19 protein-coding genes are annotated in these 23,831 nt (G+C 69.8%); 8 read left to right on the top strand and 11 right to left on the bottom strand.

Translation table 11 applies throughout. The features are described from left to right. Positions 1–33: 33 nt before the first annotated feature. Entirely contained in the window at positions 34–1,614 is a 1,581-nt protein-coding gene (locus MKK49_RS10405) for a LysM peptidoglycan-binding domain-containing protein (protein ID WP_244028173.1), read from the bottom strand. A 221-nt stretch (positions 1,615–1,835) separates the two neighbouring features. On the opposite strand from MKK49_RS10405, the gene MKK49_RS10400 reads away from it, so the two are divergent. Next, positions 1,836–2,438 carry a TIGR00730 family Rossman fold protein gene (locus tag MKK49_RS10400; protein ID WP_244028172.1) on the top strand — a complete coding sequence of 201 codons (603 nt, stop codon included), beginning with the start codon at positions 1,836–1,838 and terminating at the stop codon, positions 2,436–2,438. A 57-nt stretch (positions 2,439–2,495) separates the two neighbouring features. On the opposite strand, the gene cysS is transcribed toward MKK49_RS10400, so the two are convergent. Then, positions 2,496–3,872 (bottom strand): cysteine--tRNA ligase, encoded by a 1,377-nt coding sequence (gene cysS, locus MKK49_RS10395; RefSeq protein ID WP_244028170.1) that lies wholly within the window; start codon positions 3,870–3,872, stop codon positions 2,496–2,498. A 336-nt stretch (positions 3,873–4,208) separates the two neighbouring features. Here cysS and MKK49_RS10390 point away from each other — a divergent pair, with 336 nt between their 5' ends. After that, complete coding sequence (locus tag MKK49_RS10390) at positions 4,209–4,568, top strand: hypothetical protein (RefSeq protein WP_244028168.1); 360 nt, start codon at positions 4,209–4,211, stop codon at positions 4,566–4,568. Between the two features lie 66 nt (positions 4,569–4,634). Here the strand turns inward: MKK49_RS10390 and MKK49_RS10385 are convergent, their stop codons facing one another. After that, positions 4,635–5,159, bottom strand: a complete 525-nt coding sequence (locus MKK49_RS10385; protein ID WP_409565052.1) for a CreA family protein — start codon at positions 5,157–5,159, stop codon at positions 4,635–4,637. Positions 5,160–5,300: 141 nt separating this feature from the next. Between MKK49_RS10385 and MKK49_RS10380 the strand changes: the two genes are divergently transcribed. The 3 genes from MKK49_RS10380 (at position 5,301) to MKK49_RS10370 (ending at position 10,031) form a co-directional block, all read left to right on the top strand. Then, positions 5,301–6,332, top strand: coding sequence for a DUF2865 domain-containing protein (locus MKK49_RS10380; protein ID WP_244028166.1), 1,032 nt, complete (start codon positions 5,301–5,303; stop codon positions 6,330–6,332). 1,014 nt (positions 6,333–7,346) lie between these two features. After that, positions 7,347–8,525, top strand: coding sequence for an OmpA family protein (locus MKK49_RS24645; RefSeq protein ID WP_313899157.1), 1,179 nt, complete (start codon positions 7,347–7,349; stop codon positions 8,523–8,525). 291 nt (positions 8,526–8,816) lie between these two features. Continuing rightward, positions 8,817–10,031, top strand: a complete 1,215-nt coding sequence (locus MKK49_RS10370; RefSeq protein WP_244028164.1) for an MFS transporter — start codon at positions 8,817–8,819, stop codon at positions 10,029–10,031. Positions 10,032–10,065: 34 nt separating this feature from the next. Here MKK49_RS10370 and lpdA read toward each other — a convergent pair whose 3' ends face one another. From lpdA to gloB, 8 genes are all read right to left on the bottom strand, one after another. Beyond that, positions 10,066–11,466 carry a dihydrolipoyl dehydrogenase gene (lpdA, locus tag MKK49_RS10365; RefSeq protein ID WP_244028163.1) on the bottom strand — a complete coding sequence of 467 codons (1,401 nt, stop codon included), beginning with the start codon at positions 11,464–11,466 and terminating at the stop codon, positions 10,066–10,068. A 112-nt stretch (positions 11,467–11,578) separates the two neighbouring features. Further along, positions 11,579–12,892 (bottom strand): 2-oxoglutarate dehydrogenase complex dihydrolipoyllysine-residue succinyltransferase, encoded by a 1,314-nt coding sequence (gene odhB, locus MKK49_RS10360; protein WP_244028162.1) that lies wholly within the window; start codon positions 12,890–12,892, stop codon positions 11,579–11,581. A 65-nt stretch (positions 12,893–12,957) separates the two neighbouring features. Continuing rightward, the gene (locus MKK49_RS10355; RefSeq protein ID WP_244028160.1) at positions 12,958–15,930 is read right to left on the bottom strand and encodes a 2-oxoglutarate dehydrogenase E1 component; all 2,973 of its coding nucleotides are present in this window, start codon (positions 15,928–15,930) and stop codon (positions 12,958–12,960) included. A 184-nt stretch (positions 15,931–16,114) separates the two neighbouring features. Then, entirely contained in the window at positions 16,115–16,999 is an 885-nt protein-coding gene (sucD, locus tag MKK49_RS10350; protein ID WP_244028157.1) for a succinate--CoA ligase subunit alpha, read from the bottom strand. An 8-nt stretch (positions 17,000–17,007) separates the two neighbouring features. After that, a complete protein-coding gene (gene sucC, locus MKK49_RS10345) occupies positions 17,008–18,204 on the bottom strand; it encodes an ADP-forming succinate--CoA ligase subunit beta (protein WP_244028154.1) in 1,197 nt (398 codons plus the stop codon). A gap of 102 nt (positions 18,205–18,306) precedes the next feature. Next, on the bottom strand, positions 18,307–19,269 hold the full coding sequence (mdh, locus tag MKK49_RS10340; RefSeq protein WP_244028152.1) for a malate dehydrogenase: 963 nt from the start codon (positions 19,267–19,269) through the stop codon (positions 18,307–18,309). Between the two features lie 329 nt (positions 19,270–19,598). After that, on the bottom strand, positions 19,599–20,180 hold the full coding sequence (locus MKK49_RS10335; RefSeq protein WP_056091556.1) for a TetR family transcriptional regulator: 582 nt from the start codon (positions 20,178–20,180) through the stop codon (positions 19,599–19,601). Positions 20,181–20,474: 294 nt separating this feature from the next. Beyond that, positions 20,475–21,254, bottom strand: a complete 780-nt coding sequence (gloB, locus tag MKK49_RS10330; protein ID WP_244028148.1) for a hydroxyacylglutathione hydrolase — start codon at positions 21,252–21,254, stop codon at positions 20,475–20,477. Between the two features lie 207 nt (positions 21,255–21,461). On the opposite strand from gloB, the gene MKK49_RS10325 reads away from it, so the two are divergent. From MKK49_RS10325 to dapB, 3 genes are all read left to right on the top strand, one after another. Next, positions 21,462–22,196, top strand: a complete 735-nt coding sequence (locus tag MKK49_RS10325; protein WP_056090835.1) for a class I SAM-dependent methyltransferase — start codon at positions 21,462–21,464, stop codon at positions 22,194–22,196. A 3-nt stretch (positions 22,197–22,199) separates the two neighbouring features. Continuing rightward, positions 22,200–22,883 (top strand): MarC family protein, encoded by a 684-nt coding sequence (locus MKK49_RS10320; RefSeq protein ID WP_244028146.1) that lies wholly within the window; start codon positions 22,200–22,202, stop codon positions 22,881–22,883. A 107-nt stretch (positions 22,884–22,990) separates the two neighbouring features. Then, entirely contained in the window at positions 22,991–23,788 is a 798-nt protein-coding gene (dapB, locus tag MKK49_RS10315) for a 4-hydroxy-tetrahydrodipicolinate reductase (protein WP_244028145.1), read from the top strand. The last annotated feature ends 43 nt before the right edge of the window (positions 23,789–23,831 follow it).

Below are 23,831 nucleotides of genomic sequence, written 5' to 3'. Positions count from 1 at the left end.
GCGCCGGTCCGCGCCGCCGCGGGCGGGACGGGGTCAGCCGCGCCGTTGCGCGCCCGTCACCGCCGCCGTGCCGTCGGTGGGCAGGACGAAGATCTGGCCCGGATAGATCCGGTCCGGGTTGCGGATCTGGGGCTGGTTGGCGTCGTAGATCACCGTGTAGCGGGTGCCGCTGCCGTAGGTGCGCCGGCTGATCTGCCACAGGCTGTCGCCCCGCACGATCCGCGCCGTGCCGATCTCGGGCACGAACACCGTGCGGGGTGCCTCCGGTGCCGGCTTCGGTTCGGGCATGACTTTGGATTCGTTGGCGAATTTCGGCTCGGGCACCTGGGATTCGGGCGCCTGGGATTCGGTGCCGGGCCGGGGGCCCGGACCTGTCATCGCCGGGGTGGGAAGGGTGGCCCCGGTCCGGGGCGGATCGGCCTTAAGCGGCTGGGGCAACAGGGCAATCTTCGCCGGAGGCGTCGACGGTCCGGGCCCGGCCGGCGCCGGTGCGGCGGAGGCGACGGGGGCGGGTTTCGCCGCGGCGGGCTTGATCCCGGCCGGCTTCGACGCCGGGACCGGGACCGTGAAGGCGACCTCCGAGCGGGTCTTCACCTTGCCGGACACGGGATCGACCTGGTCGACGCGGATGGCGTAGGCGCCCGGCTGGACCCCGCGCCCGATGGTGAAGGCGACGCGCCCGTCGGCCCCGGCGCTGCCCGGCGCCACCAGGGTGTCGTTGAGGTAGAGCCGCACCGTCGCCCCGGGCTGGGCCTGGCTGGTGACGTAGAGCCGCCCGCCCTCCTCCGCCTCGACGCTGACGATCTTGACCGGCGTCCCCTCCGGCTTCGCGGATGGTCGGGCATCAGCCTGCGCCGGCGACTTCGGGTCCGCCTTGCTCGAGTCCCCCTTGCTCGAGTCCCCCTTGGCAGCGGTCTTGGTGTCGCCCTTGGCGGTGGTGTCGCCATCCCGGGGGTCGGCGGCGGCCTGCGCCGGGGCCGCCGGATCGGGCTGCGACAGCACCACCGTGGGCTTGTCGGGCGAGGTCAGGGCGATGAGGGGCTTGGCGTCGCGCTTCGCGGCCACCACCACCGCCACGCTCTCCCGGGAGACGAGGGACCGGCCGTCGGCCCCCGTGGAGCGCAGGGTGATCTCACTGCTGCCGGGGGACAGGGCAGGCGGCACGATGGCGAACTGGCCGGACGGGTCGACGAGCACACGGGCAATCGGCTCGTTGTCGCGCAGCATCTCGACGGTGGTGTTGGGCGCAGCCCGGCCCGCGATGACGGTCTCGCCCGAGGGCTCGACGCGGATGATGTCGAAGGTCGGCGCGGACGCCTCCCCGCCGGCCGGCGGCGACACGCCCCCCGGCGCGGCCGGATTGTCCCCCGACGACAGGGCGGACATCTGGCCCGGCCCCGGCGACCGGTCCGACCGGGGCTTTCCCGGCGCGACGGGACTCCCCTCCCCCCGGCTCGGGGCCGGCTCGGTGGCGAGGGGCGCAGCCCGGCCCTCCGGTGCGCCGAATCCCTGCTTGAACAACTCGCTCGCGCCGTAGAGGGTGACGACGAGGGTGAAGCCGCCCAGAAGCCCCACGCAGGCGAGGAAGATGCTCCGTCGCAACTCCGCCTTCATGACGCACCACTCCCTCTTCCATCGTCCGGGCGGCGAGAACGCAGTCGAACCTCGACCTGCCCCGGCGACAAATCGGCACTTGACGGCGACATATTAACGAACATGACCGGAACACCAAACACCGATGGCTGCCCGACGGCCGGATCTCCCATAAAATCAGCACTTTGGCCCGTGGACGCGGCGCGCCGTCCGGGCGGCCGGACCCGGATGGGAGGCGACGCATGGCCCCGGTAAGAACCGTCTGCGTCTATTGCGGCTCGGGCTTCGGCGGCGACCCCGCCTTCACGGCGGCGGCCGAGACCCTGGGCAAGGCTTTGGCGCAAGCCGGCCTCGGCCTCGTCTACGGCGGCGGCAATGTCGGACTGATGGGCACGGTGGCCCGCGCCGTCCTCGAGAACGGGGGCCACGTCACCGGCATCATCCCGAGCTTCCTGAAGTCGCGCGAGCGCATGCTCGACGAGATCCAGGAGACCATCGTCGTCGAGGACATGCACACCCGCAAGCGGCTGATGTTCGAGCGCTCCGACGCGTTCGTGGCCCTGCCGGGGGGCATCGGCACCCTGGAGGAACTGGTGGAGCAGCTCACCTGGGCGCAGCTCGGCCAGCACAGGAAGCCGATCCTGTTGCTCTCCGTGGCCGATTTCTGGACGCCCCTGCTGACGCTCCTCGACCACATGCGGGCCCAGGGCTTCATCCGCGAGGGCCTCGACCTCAGCTACCTCGTGGCCCACGAGGCCGAGGCCGTGGTCGGGCTCCTGCGCGACGCCGCCGCCGAGGCCCCCACCTCCCCCGAGGCCGAGGCGTTCGTGACCGAGCGGCTGTGATGTCACTCTAGCCGATCGGGGGGTCGGACGACGTTCGGATAAGACCGGAGGGGGCGATCACGGCGCCACGCTCCAGGTGGTGCCGTCCTTGCCGTCCTTCACCGCGACGCCCATCGCCAGGAGCTCGTCGCGGACGCGGTCTGAGGCGGCCCAGTCCTTGGCGGCGCGGGCCGCGCGGCGGGCCTCGATCAGGGCCTCGACCCGGGACACGTCCACCCCGGCGGCCCGGATGCTGCCCTGCTCGCGGGCCGATTGAGTCTGGGTGAGCAGGCCCATGAGGTTGGCGCCGGCCTTGAGGCTGGCGGGATCGTCGAGGCGGTGGAGTTCGGCCAGCGCCGAGGCGGTGTTGAGATCGTCGCTCAGCGGTTCGAGCACCCCGGCCGGGATCATCCCGGCGGCCGCATCGCCGACGATCCCGTACCAGCGCTCCAGGGTTCGGCTCGCCTCCTCCAGGCCCCGGAGCGTCCAGTCGATGGGCTGACGATAATGCGTCTTGAGCATGGCGAGGCGAGCCACCTCACCGGGCCAGTCCTTGAGCACGTCGCGGATGGTGATGAAGTTGCCGAGCGATTTCGACATCTTCTCCCCCTCCACCTGCAGGAAGCCGTTGTGGAGCCAGACATGGGCCATCACGTCGGTGCCGAAGCAGCAGCGCGACTGGGCGACCTCGTTCTCGTGATGCGGGAAGATGAGGTCGATGCCGCCGGCATGGATGTCGAAGGTCTGCCCCAGGTGCTTCCACGACATGGCGGAGCACTCGATGTGCCAGCCGGGACGGCCCGGTTCGGCGAGGCCGCAGGGCGAGGGCCAGGACGGCTCGCCGGGCTTCGAGGGCTTCCACAGGACGAAATCCAGGGGCGAACGCTTGTAGGGGGCGACCTCGACGCGGGCGCCGGCCTCCATCTCGTCGAGGGGCCGCTTCGACAGGCCGCCGTAATCGGGCATGGAGGGCACGTCGAACAGCACGTGGCCCGCCGCGACGTAGGCGTGGCCCGCCGCCACCAGCCCCTCGATGATGGCGATCATCTCGGCGATATGGTCCGTGGCGCGCGGCTCGACGAAACTGGGACGCGCCCCCGCCACGTTGACGTCCTCCGGCATCAGCACGCCGAGGCGCCGGATGTCGTCGTGGAAGGCGGCGAGGGTCCCGTCGGTGAGTTCGCGGATGGTGATGCCGCGCGCCGCCGCGCGGGCGTTGATCTTGTCGTCCACGTCGGTGACGTTGCGGGCGTAGGTGACGTGCGCCGGGCCGTAGAGATGGCGCAGGAGCCGAAACAGCAGATCGAAGACGATGATCGGGCGCGCATTGCCGATATGGGCCGCGTCGTAGACCGTCGGCCCGCAGGCATACATCCGGACATGGCTCGGATCGATCGGCGTGAACGCGGCCTTCTGCCGGGTCAGCGTGTTGTAGAGCCGCAACATCGGGGCCATGAAACCGTCCCTCGTCCCTCGGGCGGGCCGCGTGTGCCGCGTGCTTCGACCGCCCCTAGCGCCTTGGTTTCTCGCCGCTTCCCGGCGTCGGTACTCCGCCGCGACCGGCCCGTCCAATGGGTGGGCGGCCGCGCTGCACGGGCCGCCTGTTGCGCGAAGGCGACGGTTCCGCGAGCCGTCCTGGGCTACCCCGAATCCATGAGCAATTCGAGAACAGCGCCGCCCCGCCGCCTATCGAAAGCGATCCGTGGCGGAAAGGGTTTGTTTACCTGGACCCGTGAGATTTCGACCCTTGAGATTTCCCCGAACCCGAATCCCTCCATCGAGGTTTTGCCCATGCGCCGCCCGGCCGCCGAAATCGGCGCTCTCCTCGCCCTCGCCCTGATCTCGTCGGCCGCGCTCGCGGGGGGCGACGGCGAGAGCCCCGCCAAGACCGCGCCACAGGCCAAGACCGCGCCGCAGGTGGAGAAGACCTTCCTGATTCCGGCCGGCGAAGGCTACGGCGTCGGCGATTGCCTTACCAATGGCGAGAGCAGCTGCGGCCAGGTGGTGGCCAATGCCTGGTGCGAGGCCCAGGGCTTCGCCGCCGCCGGCTCCTTCGGCGTCGCCGCCCAGGACGAATACACCGGTGCGATCCCCGCGGTCCCGGTGATCAAGCAGGCCGAGCGCCCGATCCGCATCACCTGCCAGGATTGACCGCCAAGACCGATCCCAGGACCGATCGCCCCGATCGATCCTGGCCGGATGTGCGTCCGCGGCCGCCTACTTCTTCATGGCGTCGGCGCATTTCGGCGGGAGTTCGGTCCCCCACGGCATCAGGGGCACGGCCGAGGTGGAGTTCTTGGGCGAACCCTGAATCACCTTGTCCGAATAGACCATGTAGATCAGCGTGTTGCGCTTGGCGTCGCAGCCGCGCACGATCTGCATGGATTTGAAGATCAAGGATCGGCGCTCGCTGAACACCACCTCGCCCTGGCCGAGCTTGTCCTTGAACTGCACGGGACCGACCTGGCGGCAGGCCAGGGAGATGTCCGAGACGTCCTCGGCCAGCCCGAGGGTGCCCTTGATGCCGCCCTTCTCGGGCTGGGTGTACCAGCACGCGACACCGGCCACGGCGGGATCGTCGATCCCGTAGACCACCAGCTTGTCGTTGGGGGTGAGCGGGCGCCAGACCGTCGATTTGTCGAAGATCCGGTCGGCCTCCTCGGCCCTGGCCGGCGCGGCGCCCGCGAGCGCCCCCGCGACGATGACCGCCGTCATTCCCCCTGTGAGACCCCGAAGCCACATCGTCATGCATTCCCCCCCAACTCGGCTGGGGCGCATGTGGGAAGGCTGTCGCCTCCGCGCGAGGGCGGGTACAAAACTTCCGCTTCGCCGCCGCGCCGATTCCCGGAGTCGGCAAGGTTCCACTCCCGATCCTGTCAGGCCATGCCGCTGATCCTCCCGCAGATCCGCACGCTCGTCCGGGCGCTCGCCGTGACCCTCGCGACCTTCGGGACGATCGGGGACGTGCAGGCGCAATCCACGGACGCCTGCCTGCGCTACCGCTCGGAGCTCGCCAACCTGAGCGACGGCGCGAACACCGCCCGGGCGCTCCAGAACGAGATCGGCCGCCTCAACGCCTACTACCGCACCCTGAACTGCGAGGGCGGCCGGTTCCTGTTCTTCGATTCGCGGCCACCGCAATGCGGAGCCGTGGAGCAGCGCATCCGTGCCCTCAACGCCGGATACGGCGCCGAGAACGGGGAGGTCACCGCCGCGCGCCGCCGGCAGCTCACGGCGGCCGTGGCCTCCGCCTGCACGGACACGGCGAGCCGCGTGGCGCTCAACGCCCTGGACGGAACGCCGCGCGAGCCGCGGGCCCGGGGCGGTGCCCAGGTGGTCTGCGTGCGCACCTGCGACGGCGCCTACTTCCCCATGGCCAATCTGCCCGACGGCCGCGAGGGCGCCGACGACCTGTGCCAGGCCCTGTGCCCGGGCGCAGAGGCCGCCGCCTACTCGATGCCCTATGGCGACGACGCCCTGAAGCACGCCGCGACGCTCCGGGGCTCGAAGGCCTACGTGTCGCTCGCCAACGCCTTCAAGTTCCGCACGACGTTCACCCCGAACTGCTCGTGCAAGCGGGAGGGTCAGAGCTGGGCTCAGTCCCTGGTCAAGGCCGAGAGCATGCTGGTGCGCCACAAGGGCGATATCTTCGTCACGCCGATGCAGGCCGAGGCCCTGTCGCGACCGAAGGTGCGCCTCACCCTCGTCGGGCGGGCCGACAAGACCGCGGCGGTCCTGGCCGCCGACGCGGCGAACCGCACGGGCCTCGTGACCACCGAGACCGGCGCCGTGGCGGAGCATACCGCCATCGAGGCCGCGCCCGCCGCGGCCGCGGGCGAGGAACGCCAGCCCGTCCGGATCATCGCGCCGAACCTGTTCTCGGTTCAGGGCCAGACCCGCACCGGAACCCCCTGACGGATCAGAGAGCCGGAGACCGGAAGCGGTCGAAACGGGAACCATCCGGCCCCAATCCTGTTCCGAAGGCCTCATCCACGACCGTGAGTGCCTTCCATGCGGCCCATCCGCCTGCTCCTCCTCACCGGCACGATCCTGCCGGCCCTGGCCCTGTCGGGGGCCTTCCAGGCCGGCCCCAGCTGGGCGGCGGGCGGCACGATTCAGCTGGCGCAGGCCGGGCCCGGCGGCGAGGGACCACGCGGCCCCGGTGGCGAAGGACCGCGCGGCGGTCCGCCTACCCGTGAGCGGCCCGAACGCCAAGAGAGGCCGGAACGCCAAGAGAGGCCGGAGCGTCAGGAGCGGCCGGAGCCGAGGCAGGACCGGCCAGCCCCCAGACAGGAAAGGCCCGAACCCCGGCCAGAGCGACCGGAACCCCGGCAGGAGCGCCCCGAGCCGCGACAGGAGCGCGAGCGGGCTGCCCCACGCCAGGAGCGCAGCGATCCCCGGGAGGACCGTGGGACAGGGGAACGTCCGGCGCCTCGGCAGGAGCGCCCCGATCGGCAAGAACGCCCTGAGAGACAGGAGCGTCCTGAGAGACAGGAGCGTCCCGGCCGGCAGGAGCAGCAGAGTCCACCAGCCACCCGGGAGCGCGTGCCCGAGCCGGCGCCGGCCCGTCCGGCCGAGCCGAGCCGGCGCGCGCCGGGTACGGAGCCCGAGCGTCCGAATGCGCCCGAGCCGGGACGGCGCGGTCCCGATGCCGCCCCGGCTGAGCGGCAGGTTCCCCCGTCACCGAACCGGCCGACCCCACCCGCGGCCGCCGACCCGCGCGCTCCCAACGCGGCTCAACCCGCAAGGCCGGCTCAGCCGGCCGATCCCCGAGCCACTCAATCGCCGACGGAACCGGCGGCGCCGAAGGTTGCGCCGCAGCCCACTCCTGAAAGCACGCCCCCGGTCGCGCCGAACGCTCGACCCGGCGTGCCGGGGCGCCCGTTCACTCCACCCGGCGCGCCGGGCGCGGACGGACGGGGACCGGGTGTGCCGCCGGACCGGACCGACCCGCGCGGCAATCGCGACGACGGCCTGCGCGACCGTGGCCCGCGTGACCAGGACCCGCGCGATCAAGGGGTGCGCGACCGTGGCCCGCGTGACGAGACCTTGCGCGGTGACGATCGGCGCAGCGACGACCGGCGCGAGGACCGCGAGCGCCGCGACGCGTTCGAGCGCGCCGGTCCGCGCTCAGGCTTCAACGCCCCGGGCCGGCCCGGCTACATCCCTGGCGGGTTTCGAGACGACGACGAGACCCGTGACTTCGACCGGGTCCGCCGCGACCGGCGCGAGTTCCAGGAGGATGGCCGGACCTACATCCGCGAGCCCGGCCGCATCATCGTGCGCGACCGTGACAGTTATTTCATCCGGCACGACGAGAACGAACGCTTCCGCGATCTCGGTCGCGGCGGCTATCGCAGCGAGCGGCGCGGCGGCGACACGATCACGTATCTCGATCGGCCGGGCGGCGAGCAGATCGTCACCATCGTCGACGACGACGGCCGGCTCGTGCGTCGGTCGCGCCGGTTCCGCGATGGCCGCGAGGTCGTGATTATCGACAACGCCTTCGGCGGCGGCGCGCGGCGGCCGATCTACGACGACGTGGTCGATCTGCCCCCGCCGGACATCCGCATCCCGCGCAACCGCTACGTGGTGGATTACGACGGCGCCGACGAGGGTACCGTCTACGAGGCCCTCTCAGCCCCGCCGGTGGTGGCAGTGGACCGGCGCTACACCCTGGATCAGGTGCGTTACAGCCCGCAGCTGCGCGCCCGGATGCGAAGCATCGACATCGACACGATCACCTTCGACACGGGCTCGTTCACGGTGACGCCGGATCAGGCTGCACGCCTCTCCACCATCGCGGCGGCGATCAACCGGGCGATCAAGGCCAATCCGCAGGAGGTGTTCCTTATCGAGGGCTACACCGATGCGGTGGGGTCGGACGTCGACAACCTGTCCCTGTCGGACCGCAGGGCCCAGTCCGTGGCCACCGTGCTGAGTCAGAACTTCAGCGTGCCACCGGAGAACCTGACCACGCAGGGCTACGGAGAGCAGTCCCTCAAGGTGAACACCCAGAACGCCTCGCGCGAGAACCGCAGGGTCACGGTCCGCCGCATCACCCCGCTGATCCAGCAACAGGGGGACGCCGCTCCGGCGCCACGGTAGACCTCCCGCTGGCTGGACCGAAGGGATTTGGCCGGGGCGGTTCGCGTGCCTCTCGGCCACGGCCGGCTCTCGCTCCGGGCATGCCGGTGCAACGGGAGTCCGGTGAAAGCCGTCCGGATGTCCGGCGCCTCGCGCCGAGCCGGTCCCGATCGGAATCGCTCCGCGGCGATGCGGGACCAGTTTCCGGTCCCCGGCCCCGACCTATATACCGGTCGCGCACGGGTCATCCGGAAGGGCGTCCGGACACGGCTCGTCGCTGAACCGGCGCGTCGATCCGAGACGGGAGCCGGCATGGACGAGACGCAACCCCGGTTGATCGAGGCCGGAACGCCGGCCTTCCGCCGTACCACCCTGGCGCTCGCGGCGGCCGGATTCTCCACCTTCGCCGTGCTCTACGGGGTGCAGCCCCTGATGCCGGTCTTCGCCGAGGAATTCCACGTCTCGCCGGCCGAGAGCAGCCTCGCCCTCTCCCTGCCCTGCGCGATGCTGGCCATCGCGTTGCTGGTGGTGAGCCCCCTCTCCGAAGTCTGGGGGCGCAAGCCGATCATGGTCGCATCCCTGTTCGCCTCGGCGGTACTCACCATCGTGGCGGTCCTGGTGCCGAGCTGGCACGGGTTCCTCGCCCTGCGCGCCCTGACGGGACTCGCGGCCAGCGGCCTGCCGGCGGTGGCGATGGCCTATCTCAGCGAGGAGATGCACGGGCGCGCCATCGGCCTGTCCATGGGGCTCCTCATCGGCGGCAACGCGCTTGGCGGCATGATCGGCCGCCTCGTCGCGGGCATCATCGCCGACCACGCCTCCTGGCGTTGGGGTCTCGGCACCATCGGCGTCCTGGCCCTGCTCGCGGCCATCGCCTTCCTCTTCAGCCTGCCGGATTCACAGCGCTTCACCGCCAACCGGATGCGCTGGCGCGAGGTGCCCGGCACCTTCGGCCAGCACTTTCGCGATCCGGGCCTGCCGTGGCTGTTCGCCGAGGCGTTCCTGCTCATGGGTGGGTTCGTCAGTGTGTACAACTACATCGGCTTTCGCCTGCTCGATCCGCCATTCGACCTGAGCCAGACCGCCATCGGGGCGATCTTCGTGGTCTACCTGTTCGGAACGTTCTCCTCGGCGCTCACGGGCGAGATCGCGAGCCGGCTCGGGCGCCGCAAGGTGCTGTGGCTCGCCATCCTGCTCGGGCTGGGCGGCATCACCATGACCCTGTCGAGCCAACTCTGGCTCATCATCCTCGGCATCGTCGTGGTCACGGTGAGCTTCTTCGGGGCCCATTCCGTGGCGAGCAGCTGGATCGGGCGCCGGGCCCTGCGCGACCGGGCCCAGGCCTCGTCGGTGTACCTGTGCCTGTACTATCTCGGCTCGTCGGTGCTCGGCACGGCGGGCGGCTGGTTCTTCGCCCATTCGGGCTGGACCGGCGTGGTGATGTTCTTCGCGAGCCTCTACGGGCTGGCCCTCGCCATCGCGCTGCGCCTCTCCCGCCTGCCGCCCCTGGTGCCGACGGAATCCTGAGACGGGCTCGCATCTGCGGGCCCGCCGGGTGCCATCAGATGTGAATCGCGCGCTTGGCCACGGCGAGGGCCGCTTCCTTGACCGCCTCGGTGAGGGTCGGATGGGCGTGGCAGGTGCGCGCGACATCCTCCGCGCTCGCCCCGAACTCCATCGCCACCGCGACCTCGGCGATGAGGTTGCCCGCATCCGCTCCGACGATGTGGACGCCGAGCACCCGATCGGTGGTGGCATCGGCCAGGATCTTCACGAAGCCGTCCGTGGTGTGGTTGACCTTGGCGCGGCCGTTGGCGGTGAAGGGGAATTTTCCGCTGTTGTAGGCGATGCCGTCCTTCTTCAGCTCTTCCTCGGTCTTTCCGACCGAGGCGACCTCGGGATAGGTGTAGACCACGTTCGGGATCACCCCGTAATTGACGTGGCCCGACTGGCCGGCGAGCAATTCGGCCACGGCCACGCCCTCGTCCTCGGCCTTGTGGGCCAGCATCGGCCCGCTGATCACGTCGCCGATGGCGTAGATGCCGGTGACGTTGGTGGCGTAGTGGCTGTCGGTCTGGATGCGGCCCTTGTTGTCGAGGCCGACCCCCACCGTCTCCAGGCCGAGGCCCTCGGTGTAGGGCACCCGGCCGATGGCCACGAGCACCACGTCGGCGGCCAGCTTCTCGGCCTCGCCCCCGGCGGCGGGCTCCACCGTGACGGTGGCGGCGCCATCGCTGACCTCGACGCCCGTGACCTTGGACGAGAGCTTGAACTGCACCCCCTGCTTGCCGAGGATGCGCTGGAACTGCTTGCCGACCTCGCCGTCCATGCCCGGCAGGATCCGGTCGAGATACTCGACCACGGTGACCTCGGAGCCGAGGCGGCGCCAGACCGAGCCGAGTTCGAGGCCGATGACGCCGGCGCCGATGATCAGGAGCTTTTTGGGCACCGTTTGCAGTTCGAGAGCGCCGGTGGACGAGACCACGATGGTCTCGTCGATGGTGACGCCGGGGAGCTTCGTGACGTCCGAGCCCGTGGCGATGACGACGTTCTTCGTCTCGAGAAGCTGGTTGCCGCCATCCTCCGACAGCACCTCGACGCGGCCGGCCCCCGCGAGGCGTGCGGTTCCCCGATAGCTGTCGATGCCGTTCTTCTTCAGAAGGAACTCGACGCCCTTGGTGTTGCCGTCGACGCCGTCCTGCTTGAACGCCATCATCTTGGCGAGATCGAGCTCGGGCGTGTTCACGATCACGCCCATGTCGGCGAAGTGCTTGCCCGCCTCCTCGAACGCCTCGGAGGCGTGGAGCAGGGCCTTGGACGGGATGCAGCCGACATTGAGGCAGGTGCCGCCGTGCGTCGCCCGCTTCTCCACCACGGCGGTCTTCAGACCGAGCTGGGCCGCCCGGATGGCGCAGACATAGCCGCCGGGGCCGGTACCGATGACGACGAGATCGTAGGACATGGGATTCTGACTCGCTGAATTGGGCGGCGGGTCATGCCCCACCATCGGATACGAAGCGCGCGGAAGCGTCCGGCCGCGATCGACGCGGCCGGCGGACGGCAGCTGCCGGGCCTTAGAGGTCGAGCACGAGGCGTGCCGGGTCCTCCAGGGCTTCCTTGACGCGCACGAGGAAGGTCACGGCCTCCTTCCCGTCGACGATGCGGTGATCGTAGGACAGGGCGAGGTACATCATCGGCCGCGCCTCGATCTTTCCGCCCCGCACGACGGGACGCTCCTCGATGCGGTGCATGCCGAGGATGCCCGATTGCGGCGCGTTGAGGATCGGGGTCGACATCAGCGACCCGTAGATGCCGCCGTTGGTGATGGTGAAGGTGCCGCCCTGCATCTCGTCGATGGAGAGCTTGCCGTCGCGGGCCTTCTTGCCGAAGCCCGCGATCGTCTTCTCGATGCCCGCGATGGAGAGGTCGTCGGCGTTGCGCACCACCGGCACGACGAGGCCCTTGTCGGTGCCGACGGCGATGCCGATGTGGTAATAGTTCTTGTAGACGAGGTCCTGCCCGTCAATCTCGGCATTGACGGCCGGCACGTCCTTGAGGGCGCCGATCACCGCCTTGGTGAAGAAGCCCATGAAGCCGAGCTTGGTGCCGTGCTTCTTCTCGAAGATGTCCTTGTACTGGCTCCGCATGGCCATCACGGCGGACATGTCGACGTCGTTGAACGTCGTCAGCATCGCGGCGGTGTCCTGCGCGTCCTTGAGACGGCGGGCGATGGTCTGACGCAGCTTCGTCATGCGCACGCGCTCTTCGCGGGCCGCATCGTCCGGCTTCGACGGCGCACGCGGGGCGGCGGGCTTGGCCTCCTTGGCGGGGGCCGCCGCCGGCGCCGACGGTCCCTTCGCCTTGGCCTCCAGCATATCGCCCTTGGTGACGCGACCGTCCTTGCCCGAGCCGTTCAGAGTTGCGGGATCGATGCCGGATTCCCGGGCCATCTTGGAGACGGCCGGGCCGTTGTCGCCGGATTCGCGGGCCTGAGCCGGGGCGCCATCGCCGTGATTGCCGTAGCCGGCCGACGAACTCTCGGCCGGTGCCTCGGCGGACTTCCGCTCACCCTTGTCCTCGGCCGGCGCCTCGGAACGGGTCTCGGCCTTCTGCTCGGTCTTCTTCGGAGCCGCCGCCTTGGCACCGCCGGTGGCCTCGACGATGGAGCCTAGCAGCGCGCCCGGCTCGACGGTTTCACCGTCCTTGACCAGGATCTCGCCGAGCTCACCCGCGGCCGGTGCGTTGACCTCGAGGGTGACCTTGTCGGTCTCCAGTTCCACCAGGGGCTCGTCGGCCGCCACCGTGTCGCCCGGCTTCTTGAACCACCGGCCGATGGTGGCCTCGCTCACGGATTCGCCGAGCGTCGGGACGAGGATGTCGGTTGCCATGGTGTGTGTCCGCCTGGATTATCGGGCGCGCCGGTGCGCGGTCAGATCGGGAACGCGGTGCGGCGTCAGACCGCCAGCGCCTCGTTGAGGAAGGCCTGGAGCTGGGCCTGGTGCTTGGAAAGCAGGCCCACCGCCGTGGAGGCGGAGGCCGGGCGGCCGACGTAGCGGGCGCGCTTGACCGAGGACTGGGCCTGACCGAGCACCCATTCGAGGTAGGGCTCGACGAAGGCCCAGGGACCCATGTTCTTCGGCTCCTCCTGGCACCACACCACCTCGGCGTTGCGGAAGCGGGACATCTCGCCGGCCAGCGCCTTGAGGGGGAACGGATAGAGCTGCTCGACGCGCAGGATGTAGACGTCGTTGAGCCCGCGCTTCTCGCGCTCGTCGTAGAGGTCGTAGTAGACCTTGCCCGAGCACAGCACGACGCGCCGGATCTTGTCGTCCTTGACGAGCTTGGTGGTGTCGTCCTCGCGCTCGGCGTCGTCCCACAGCACGCGGTGGAAGCTCGATCCCTCCGCCATCATGTCGATGGTCGAGACCGCCCGCTTGTGACGCAGGAGCGACTTCGGCGTCATCAGGATCAGCGGCTTGCGGAACTCGCGGTTGAGCTGGCGCCGCAGGATGTGGAAGTAGTTCGACGGCGTGGTGCAGTTGGCCACCTGCATGTTGTCCTCGGCGCACATCTGCAGGAAGCGTTCCAGGCGGGCCGAGGAATGCTCCGGCCCCTGGCCCTCGTAGCCGTGGGGCAGCAGCAGGGTCAGGCCGGACATGCGCAGCCACTTGCGCTCGCCGCTCGAGATGAACTGGTCGATGACCACCTGGGCGCCGTTGGCGAAGTCGCCGAACTGCGCCTCCCACAGCACCAGGGCGTTGGGCTCGGCCGCCGAGTAGCCGTACTCGAAGCCGAGCACCGCCTCTTCCGAGAGCATCGAGTTGATGACCTCAAGGCTCGCCTGGCCCTCGCGGATGGAGTTGAGCGAGGTGTAGCGCTGCTCGTTCTCCTGATCGATCACCACGGCGTGGCGCTGGGAGAAGGTGCCGCGCTCGACATCCTGGCCCGAGAGGCGGACGCGGTGGCCCTCCAGCAGCAGGGAGCCGAAGGCGAGGGCCTCGGCCGTCGCCCAGTCGATGCCCTGGCCGCTCTCCACCGCCTTGGCGCGGTTGTCGAAGAAGCGCTGGATCGTGCGGTGCAGGTGGAAGCCGGGCGGCGGCGTGGTGATGCGCTGGGCGATCTCGCGCAGGATCTCCGCCGGCACGCCGGTCTTGCCGCGGCGCGGATCGTCGACATCCTCGCGCACGGCCTTGAAGCCGGACCAGCGGCCGTCGAGCCAATCGGCCTTGTTGGCCTTGTAGTTGTTGGCGACTTCGAGTTCGCCATCGAGGATCGCGCGGAACTCGGCCTTTCGGGTATCGAGCTGCTCCTGGGACAGGACGCCCTCGGCGACGAGCTTCTTGCCGTAGGTCTCGAGCGCCGTCGGGTGCTTGCGGATGCGCTGGTACATCTTCGGCTGGGTGAAGGCCGGCTCGTCGCCCTCGTTGTGGCCGAAGCGGCGGTAGCACAGCATGTCGATGACGACGGGCTTGCCGAACTTCTGCCGGTACTCGATGGCGATCTTGGCCGCGAACGTCACGGCCTCGGGGTCGTCGCCGTTGCAGTGGAAGATCGGGGCTTCCACCATCTTGGCCACGTCCGACGGGTACGGCGAGGACCGCGAGAAGCGCGGATCGGTGGTGAAGCCGATCTGGTTGTTGATGATGAAGTGGATCGACCCGCCCGTGCGGTGCCCCTTCAGGCCGGACAGGCCGAGGCACTCGGCGACCACGCCCTGTCCGGCGAAGGCGGCGTCACCGTGGATGAGCAGCGGCACGACGCTGGTGCGGTGGACATGCGGGTTGGCGCGCTGGTCCTGCTTGGCGCGCACCTTTCCGAGCACCACCGGATCGACGATCTCGAGGTGGGACGGGTTGGCGGTGAGCGACAGGTGGACGTTGTTGCCGTCGAAGGCGCGGTCCGAGGACGCGCCGAGGTGGTACTTCACGTCGCCCGAGCCCTCGACTTCCGCCGGGTTGGCCGAGCCGCCCTTGAACTCGTTGAAGATCGCCCGGAAGGGCTTGGCCATCACGTTGGAGAGCACGTTGAGACGGCCGCGATGGGCCATGCCGAGCACGATCTCGTGGGCGCCGAGCGCGCCGCCGCGCTTGATGATCTGCTCGAGCGCCGGGATCATCGCCTCCGAGCCGTCGAGGCCGAAGCGCTTGGTGCCGGTGTACTTGAGGTCGAGGAACTTCTCGAACCCTTCCGCCTCGATGAGCTTGTTCAGGATCGCGCGCTTGCCCTCGGGGGTGAAGGTGATCTCCTTGCCCTTGCCCTCGATGCGCTCCTGAATCCACGCCTTCTCCTCCGGGTTGGAGATGTGCATGAACTCGACGCCCAGTGTCTGGCAGTAGGTGCGCTCCAGGATCTCGACGATCTCGCGGATCGTCGAGAATTCGAGGCCGAGCACGTTGTCGAGGAAGATCGGGCGGTCCCAGTCCTTCTCCTCGAAGCCGTAATGCTGCGGGTGCAGCTCCTCGTGGTCGCCGCGCGGGGCGAGGCCGAGGGGATCGAGCTTGGCATGCAGATGGCCGCGCATGCGGTAGGCGCGGATCAGCATGATCGCGCGCACGGAATCCTTGGTCGCCTGCTCGACGGAGATGCCGGGGGCCGAGGCCACGACGGTGCCCTTGGCCGGCGCCGTCGCGGTGTCCGACTTGGCGCGGATCTTCTCGCCCATCGCCTTCTCGACGGTGGCCCAGTTGCCGTCGAGCGCCGACACGATCTCGCCGTTGGCGTGGACCGGCCAGTTCGGCTTTTGCCACGAGGCGCCGGCGGCGTTCTTCTCGGCCGCGCCCTTGTCCTCGTTCAGGGAGCGGAAGAAGTCCTGCCACTCCGGGTCGACGGAGTTCGGATCGCGGGCATGGGCCGCCTGCAGCTCCTCGATGTAGGCGGCGTTTCCGCCGTAGAGGAACGAGGTTTCGAGCGCGTCCTGGCGTGCCATCGTTCAGTCATCCTACCGCTTGGCTCAAGGTCCCCCCGTCCGGAGCGACCGCCGCCCGATCCGGCGCCGGGCGCCAGGGATCGGATTTCGAAGACCGGACGCGGTCGAACCGCGTCCGTTGGTGCCTCATATGGGTGCGCGCGCCTGAATGCGGCGCAACACAGGCTTGCGCATCCCGTCGGCGTCAGCCCTTGAGAACTTCGACCAGGGTGCTGCCGAGGCGCGCCGGCGAGGGCGAGACCCGGATGCCGGCCGCTTCCATCGCGGCGATCTTGTCCTCGGCGCCGCCCTTGCCGCCGGAGATGATGGCGCCGGCGTGTCCCATGCGGCGGCCCGGAGGCGCCGTGCGGCCGGCGATGAAGCCGACCATGGGCTTCTTGCGGCCGCGCCTGGCCTCGTCGGCGATGAACTGCGCCGCCTCTTCCTCGGCCGAGCCGCCGATCTCGCCGATCATCACGATGGACTCGGTCCGGTCGTCGGCGAGGAACAGTTCGAGCATGGAGATGAACTCGGTCCCCTTCACGGGGTCGCCGCCGATACCCACCGCCGTGGTCTGGCCGAGGCCGGCATTGGTGGTCTGGAACACCGCCTCGTAGGTGAGCGTGCCCGAGCGCGAGACGATGCCGACGGAGCCCGGCTTGAAGATGTTGGCCGGCATGATGCCGATCTTGCACTCGCCGGCGGTGACGATGCCGGGGCAGTTCGGGCCGACGAGGCGGGACTTCGAACCCTCCAGGGAGCGCTTCACCCGCACCATGTCGAGGACCGGAATGCCCTCGGTGATGCAGACGATCAGCGGTATCTCCGCCGCGATCGCCTCGCAGATGGCGTCGGCGGCACCGGGCGGCGGCACGTAGACCACGGAGGCGTCGGCGCCCGTGGCCTCACGGGCCTCCGCCACCGTGTCGAAGACCGGCAGGCCGAGATGCGTGGCGCCGCCTTTGCCCGGCGAGGTGCCGCCGACCATCCTGGTGCCGTAGGCGATGGCCTGCTCGGAGTGGAAGGTCCCGTTCTTGCCGGTGAAACCCTGGCAGATGACCTTGGTGTTCGCGTCGATCAGGATGGACATGGGTACTCTCAGCCCTTCTTCACGGCGGCGACGATCTTCTGCGCGGCATCATCCAGGTCGTCGGCCGGGATCACGTTGAGGCCGGAATTCCGGATGATCTCCTTGCCCTTCTCGACGTTGGTGCCTTCGAGCCGCACCACTAGGGGCACTTCGAGGCCGACCGCCTTCACCGCCGCGATCACGCCGTTGGCGATCACGTCGCACTTCATGATGCCGCCGAAGATGTTGACCAGGATGCCCTTCACCTGCGGGTCGGCGGTGATGATCTTGAAGGCCGCCGTGACCTTTTCCTCACTCGCGCCGCCGCCGACATCGAGGAAGTTCGCCGGCTCCTCGCCATAGAGCTTGATGATGTCCAGGGTCGCCATGGCGAGGCCGGCGCCGTTGACCATGCAGCCGATGGTGCCGTCCAGCGCGATGTAGGCGAGATCGTACTTGGAGGCCTCGATCTCCTTGGCGTCCTCTTCGGTCTCGTCGCGCAGGGCCACGATGTCGGGGTGGCGGTAGAGGGCGTTCGAATCGAACGAGATCTTGGCGTCGAGGCACTTGAGATGGCCGTCGCCCGTGAGCACCAGGGGGTTGATCTCCAGCATGCTCATGTCCTTGGCGGTGAACGCCGTGTAGAGCTTGGTGGTGAGTTCACCCGCCTCCTTGGCTTGCGGGCCGGTGAGCCCGAGCGCCTTGGCGACGGCGCGGCCGTGATGGGGCATCACGCCGGTGGCGGGGTCCACCGAGAAGGTGACGATCTTTTCCGGCGTGTCGTGGGCCACCGTCTCGATGTCCATGCCGCCCTCCGTCGAGACGACGAAGGCGACCTGTCCGGTCTCGCGGTCCACCAGCATGGAGAGGTAGAACTCGGCCTCGATCTGGGCGCCGTCCTCGATGTAGAGGCGGTTCACCTGCTTGCCGGCCTCGCCGGTCTGGATCGTGACCAGGGTCTGGCCCAGCATCTCGCCGGCGAATTGCTTGACCTCGTCGAGGGACTTGGTAACGCGCACGCCGCCCTTGGCACCCTCGGGGGCGCCCTTGAAGGTGCCCTTGCCGCGCCCGCCCGCATGGATCTGGGATTTCACCACCCAGACCGGGCCGCCGAGCTCCCTCGCCGCGGCTTCGGCCTCCTCGGCCTTGAAGATCGGCACGCCGCGCGAGACGGGCAGGCCGAACTCCTTGAGAACCGCCTTGGCCTGGTATTCGTGGATGTTCATGCCAAACTCCTCCCTCGTCCCGGCCGGGCCGGGCCTCCCAGTTTCGGTGGGGCTTCGCTCGGGCGGACCGCCTGCGCGGTCCGCCGTCGAGCCTCCGTCTTTTTAGGCGAGCGCCGGGTTGATGGTCTTGCAGGCCTCGATGAGGCCCTTCACGGCGTTCACGGACTTGTCGAACATCACCTTCTCGTCGTCGTTGAAGGTGACTTCGAGGATGCGCTCGACGCCGTTCGCGCCGATGACGATGGGCACGCCGACATACATGCCGTCGATGCCGTACTCGCCGTCGAGATAGGCGGCGCAGGGCAGGACCCGGCGCTTGTCGCGCAGGTAGCTCTCGGCCATGGCGATGGCGGAGGCGGCGGGCGCGTAGAAGGCCGAGCCGGTCTTCAGCAGGTTGACGATCTCGCCGCCCCCTTTACGGGTGCGCTCGACCATGGCGTCGAGCTTCTCCTGGGTGGTCCAGCCGAGCTTGACCAGATCGGTCAGCGGCACGCCGGCCACGGTGGAGTAGCGCACCAGCGGCACCATGTCGTCGCCGTGGCCGCCGAGCACGAAGGCGGTCACGTCCTCCACCGAGACCTTGAACTCGTCGGCGAGGAAGTGGCGGAACCGAGCCGAGTCCAGCACACCGGCCATGCCGACGACCTTGTTGGTCGGCAATCCCGAAAACTTCTGCAGGGCCCACACCATCGCGTCGAGGGGATTGGTGATGCAGATCACGAAGGCGTCGGGGGCGTGCTCCTTGATGCCGGTGCCCACCGCCTCCATCACCTTGAGGTTGATGCCGATGAGGTCGTCGCGGCTCATGCCGGGCTTGCGCGGCACGCCGGCCGTGACGATCACAACATCGGCACCGGCGATGCCGGCATAGTCGCTCGCGCCCGAATAGGCGGCGTCGAAACCGTCGACGGGGGCGGATTCGGCGATGTCGAGGGCCTTACCCTGGGGCACGCCATCGACGATGTCGAACAGGACGACGTCGCCGAGTTCCTTCAACCCGGCCAGATGCGCGAGGGTGCCACCGATCTGTCCGGCGCCGATGAGCGCGATCTTGCTGCGTGCCATGGGTAAAACGAGCCTCCGGTGATCGGGTATGGATGGGCGGTGTTCCGCTTGTGTGACGGGGCGCTCCCAGCGTCGGCGGTTTGCGCCGCCGAGCCTTCGTGGGCCAAGCCTTCTTCGGCGGTGTGTGCGTTGCGGCGGTGTGTGGCGGAAAAGGCCCACGTCTTCAACCGATGATGGATCGGCCCTGCAGGGTCCGGGCCAGACCGTGCCTCGGACGCCTCGGCGAGGCAGAGGCGAAAACATAAAGTTGCGAAGGCTTTAGGCAAATTCGCAGTCGCGCCGAAGGCTGAAATCTTGCCGGTGACAGAGGAATCGTTCTGTCACGGAGGTCAGAGCGCCCCCGTCCGGAGCACCCGTTGGATGGCGAGAATCACGGCACCGAGGCGGGCCTCGATGAGGTCTCCCGGCAGGTCGGCATCGTGCTGGATCGCCAGCGGATGGGTGAAGCGGTAGCTCGCGTCGAAGATGTAGGCGATGGCCCGTTCGCGATCGCGCGCCACGAACGCGCCCGTCGCCATGCCTTCCTCCACCACCCGCTCGACGAGGCCGCGCAGGCGGACCCGGTGGCGCCGGGCGATGGGCCGCGCGCCCACGGCCGCGTCGAGGTGGACGGAGAACAGGTTCGGCTCGTTGGCGAGGGTCGATCGCTGCGCCGAGGCGAGGGCCGAGAGCAGGCGCTCGATCTTGTCGTCGGCGGGGTCGGGCGCATCGGCGATGCGGGCGAGTTCCGCCTCCACGTCGCGCAGCCAGCGTCCGGCCACGGCGTCGAGGAGCGCGTCCTTCGACGGGAAATAGCGGTAGACGTTGGCGTGGGTCATGCCGGCTTCCGCCGCCACGGCCACCACCGTCACCCGCTTCGGGCCGAGGCGGCGCAGGTGCTCGGTGGCCACGGCCAGGAGCCGTGCATCCACGGCGATGGGCGCGGTGCGCGGCGCGGAGCGGCCGGCACGGTTGGCCGAGGAGCGATCGGAGGATGGCTTCCGGGGTCCGTCGTCGAGGCTATGGCCCTCGGAATCGTTGACCGCGGCAAGGCCTTTCCCAAAGACGAAGGGCGGGCCGGGAGGCTGCATCGTTCGGGAACACCGGCCATGGCTGGAGGAGGGGCGGACCTCCTTGTCAAATCGCCAGCGTCGATCACCACGACGTGTACGTCTGCGAGGCCCAGCGTCTCGCAAATGCGAGACGCTGTCCCGCCCTTTAGCGGGTCAGAACTTATTCTTCCAGGCCCTCAATGCAGTAAACACGTGCACCGCCTCGGTTCCGGCGCTGAGATTCACTGCGTGTGCCAGGGCCGGCTCGCCGGCGCGCAGGAACGGATTGGTCGCCCGCTCGTCACCCAGGGTTGTCGGAACGAGGAAGCGACCTTCCGCTTTGGCCCGCTCGGCCTCGTCCATCCGGGCCGCCAGCCTCGTGTTGCCGGGCTCGGCGGCCCGCGCGAAGCGGGCATTCGACAGGACGTAATCGTGCCCGCTATAGACCCGGGTGTCGTCGGGCAGGCCGTCGAAGCGCTGGAGCGAACGCCACAGCACCTCCGGCTCGGCCTCCATCACCCGGCCGCAGCCCAGGGTGAACAGGGTGTCGCCGGCAAACACCAGGCCGGCCGCCTCGAACCAGTAGGTGACGTGGTCGGCGCAATGCCCCGGCGTCTCCCAGACCTCGGCCGACAGCGACCCGACCCGCACCACGTCGCCCTCGGACACGGCGACATCGACCTCCGGAACGGCCAAACCCGCCCGGGCCGGCGCCGTGACCCTGGCGCCCGTGCGCCGCTTCACCTCGGCGATGCCCTCGATGTGATCCGTGTGCCGGTGGGTCACGAGGATGTCGGTGAGGGTCCAGCCGGCCGCGTCGAGGGCCGCGAGGACGGGGGCGGCTTCCGGCACGTCGATGGCGGCGCAGGCGCCCGTCTCGGGGTCGTGCAGGAGCACGCCGATGTTGTCGCTGCGGCACAGGAAGGTCCGGATGTCCGGTCGGGAAGCGGGCATGGCGTTGTCCTCGGCGTTCTTGGCGTTGCGGTCCGATGTCGGCGGGGAACCGGGCCGGGCGAGATCCGGTTCCGGCGGGTTTTCGCGGCTCGGAGTTTCGTGGTTCGGGGTTGGCGGGGTTGCCGGAGGCGGCTCGCCCCCCCATTGATGCGGGAGCGCCCTCGCCGATCCTCCGGACAGATACGCCGGCCGCGCCGGACCCCCGCCATGCGCCTCGACGTCACCGACCTGCGCGCCTTCTACGCCAGCCCACTCGGCGGGGTGACGCACCGCATCGTCGCCCGCGCGATCCACGGCTTCCTCGGCTCGGTCTCGGGCCTGCGCGTCCTGGGGCTCGGCTACGCCACGCCCTATCTCGGGCCCGTCCACGTCATCGCCGAGCGGACGCTGGCCTTCATGCCGGCGACGCAGGGGGTGGTGAACTGGCCCGGCAGCGGACGCTCGTGCTCGGCGCTCGCCGACCCGACGATGATGCCTCTGCCCGAGGCTGCCGTGGACCGGGTGATCCTGGTCCATGCGCTGGAATCCGTCGAGAGCCCCACGGAACTCCTGCAGGATGTCTGGCGGGTTCTGACCCCGGGGGGACGGATGATCCTGGTGGTGCCGAACCGCCGGGGCGTCTGGGCCCGGCGCGATGCGACCCCCTTCGGCCACGGCCAGCCCTACAGCCGCTCGCAGCTCGCCCGGCTCATGCGCACGACCCAGTTCTCGCCCGAGGGCTGGGCCGAGGCCCTGTACATGCCGCCCGTGCAGAGCCGCGTCTGGCTGCAGACGGCGGGGGCCTGGGAGCGCCTCGGCACCGGCCTGTCCCTGCCCTTCGCCGGGCTGCACGTGGTGGATGCGACCAAGCAGCTCTACCGGCCCGTCGCCGTCCGGCGGGTCCGGCGCGCGACCCGCCTCGCCCCGGCCCGCGCCCTGGTGCCGGCCCCCTCCCCCGGCTGATCCATGCTGTCCTTCTTCGCCCCAGAGGCCGCGTTGCAGAGCTTCGTGCTCGCCCTGTCGAGCCTGTTCTCCATCGTGAACCCCATCGGCTCGGCGCTGATCTTCGCCCAGGTCACGGCGCAGAACTCCCATGCCGAGCGGGTGGAGCTGTCCAAGCGCATCGGGTTCTACGCGGCGCTGATCATGCTCTCGGCCCTGTGGGCGGGGGCGCCGATCCTCAACTTCTTCGGTGTGTCCCTCGCCGCACTCCGCATCGCCGGAGGCCTCGTCGTGGCGGCCTCGGCCTGGACCCTGCTGACGGCGCCGGAAGCGCGCGAGGCCCGCAAGCACGCCGAGGCCAAGGGGAGCACGCCCGACAATCTCGCCGAACTCGCGTTCTTCCCCCTCACCCTGCCGTTCACCACCGGCCCCGGCACCATCGCGGTGGCCATCGCGCTCGGCTCGAACCGGCCGGCGCCGGGACCGGACCGGATCGGCTTCTACATCGGCATGTCGCTCGCGGCCCTGGCCATCGCGGTGATCGTGCGCTTCGTCTACGGCTCGGCCGACCGGGTGGTGATGTTCATCGGCCCCGTGGGCGCACGGGTGCTCGGACGCCTCTTCGCCTTCCTGCTCCTGTGCGTCGGCACACAGATCACCGTGAACGGCGTCACCGACGTGCTCGGGCCCCTGCTGCCCCCACGCTGAGCGATGGCGTCGCTGTCCTTGGCGGCCTTCCTTCGCAGCCTTCGCCTTGGCAGCATTCACCCGAGGCTGTACCGCACAAGGCTGACGTCATTCGGAAAGGGCACGGGATGCGGCTCGTGGTGGTCGGCGCCGGCGGGCGCATGGGGCGGATGCTGATCCGCGCGGTGGCGGAAGCCGAGGGCTGCACCCTGTCGGGCGCCATCGCGCGCGCGGGCGCGCCCGTGCTCGGCCAGGATGCCGGCGTGCTCGCCGGCCTCGCGCCCCTCGGCGTGCCCGTCACCGACGACCCCCTGCCGGCCTTCGCCGCCGCCGAGGGCGTCCTCGACTTCACGACGCCGGCCGCCACCACGTTCTTCGCCGAACTCGCGGCGCAGGCCCGCATCGTCCACGTGGTCGGCACGACGGGCATGGAAGAGGCGGATCTGCAGAAGCTCGCGGCGGCGGCCCACCACGCCCGCATCGTGCGCTCGGGCAACATGTCGTTGGGCGTCAATCTCCTCGCCGGCCTCGTGCGCAAGGTCGCCGCGGCCCTGGGCGAGGACTTCGACATCGAGATCGTCGAGATGCATCACCGCATGAAGGTCGACGCCCCGTCCGGCACCGCCCTGCTGCTGGGCGAGGCGGCGGCGGAGGGGCGCGGCGTCGCGCTGGCCGACACCCGGGTCTCGACCCGCGACGGCCATACGGGTGCGCGCCGGCCCGGCGACATCGGCTTCGCCACCCTGCGCGGCGGCACGGTGGTGGGCGACCACAGCGTCGTCTTCGCCGGCGCGGGCGAGCGCCTGACGCTGAGCCACCACGCCGAGGACAGGGGCATCTTCGCCCGCGGCGCCGTGCGTGCAGCGCAATGGGCGTTCGACCGCCCGCCGGGTCTGTACGGCATGGCCGACGTCCTCGGGCTCTGATAAGGGCCTGTCGTCATTGCCCGTTCAGCTTCGGGCGCCCACA

It is taken from the genome of Methylobacterium sp. J-090 (assembly GCF_022829345.1).
Taxonomy (GTDB): domain Bacteria; phylum Pseudomonadota; class Alphaproteobacteria; order Rhizobiales; family Beijerinckiaceae; genus Methylobacterium.
The sequence above is the reverse complement of the archived record's forward strand: the minus strand, read 5'-3'. Positions and strand labels throughout refer to the sequence as shown.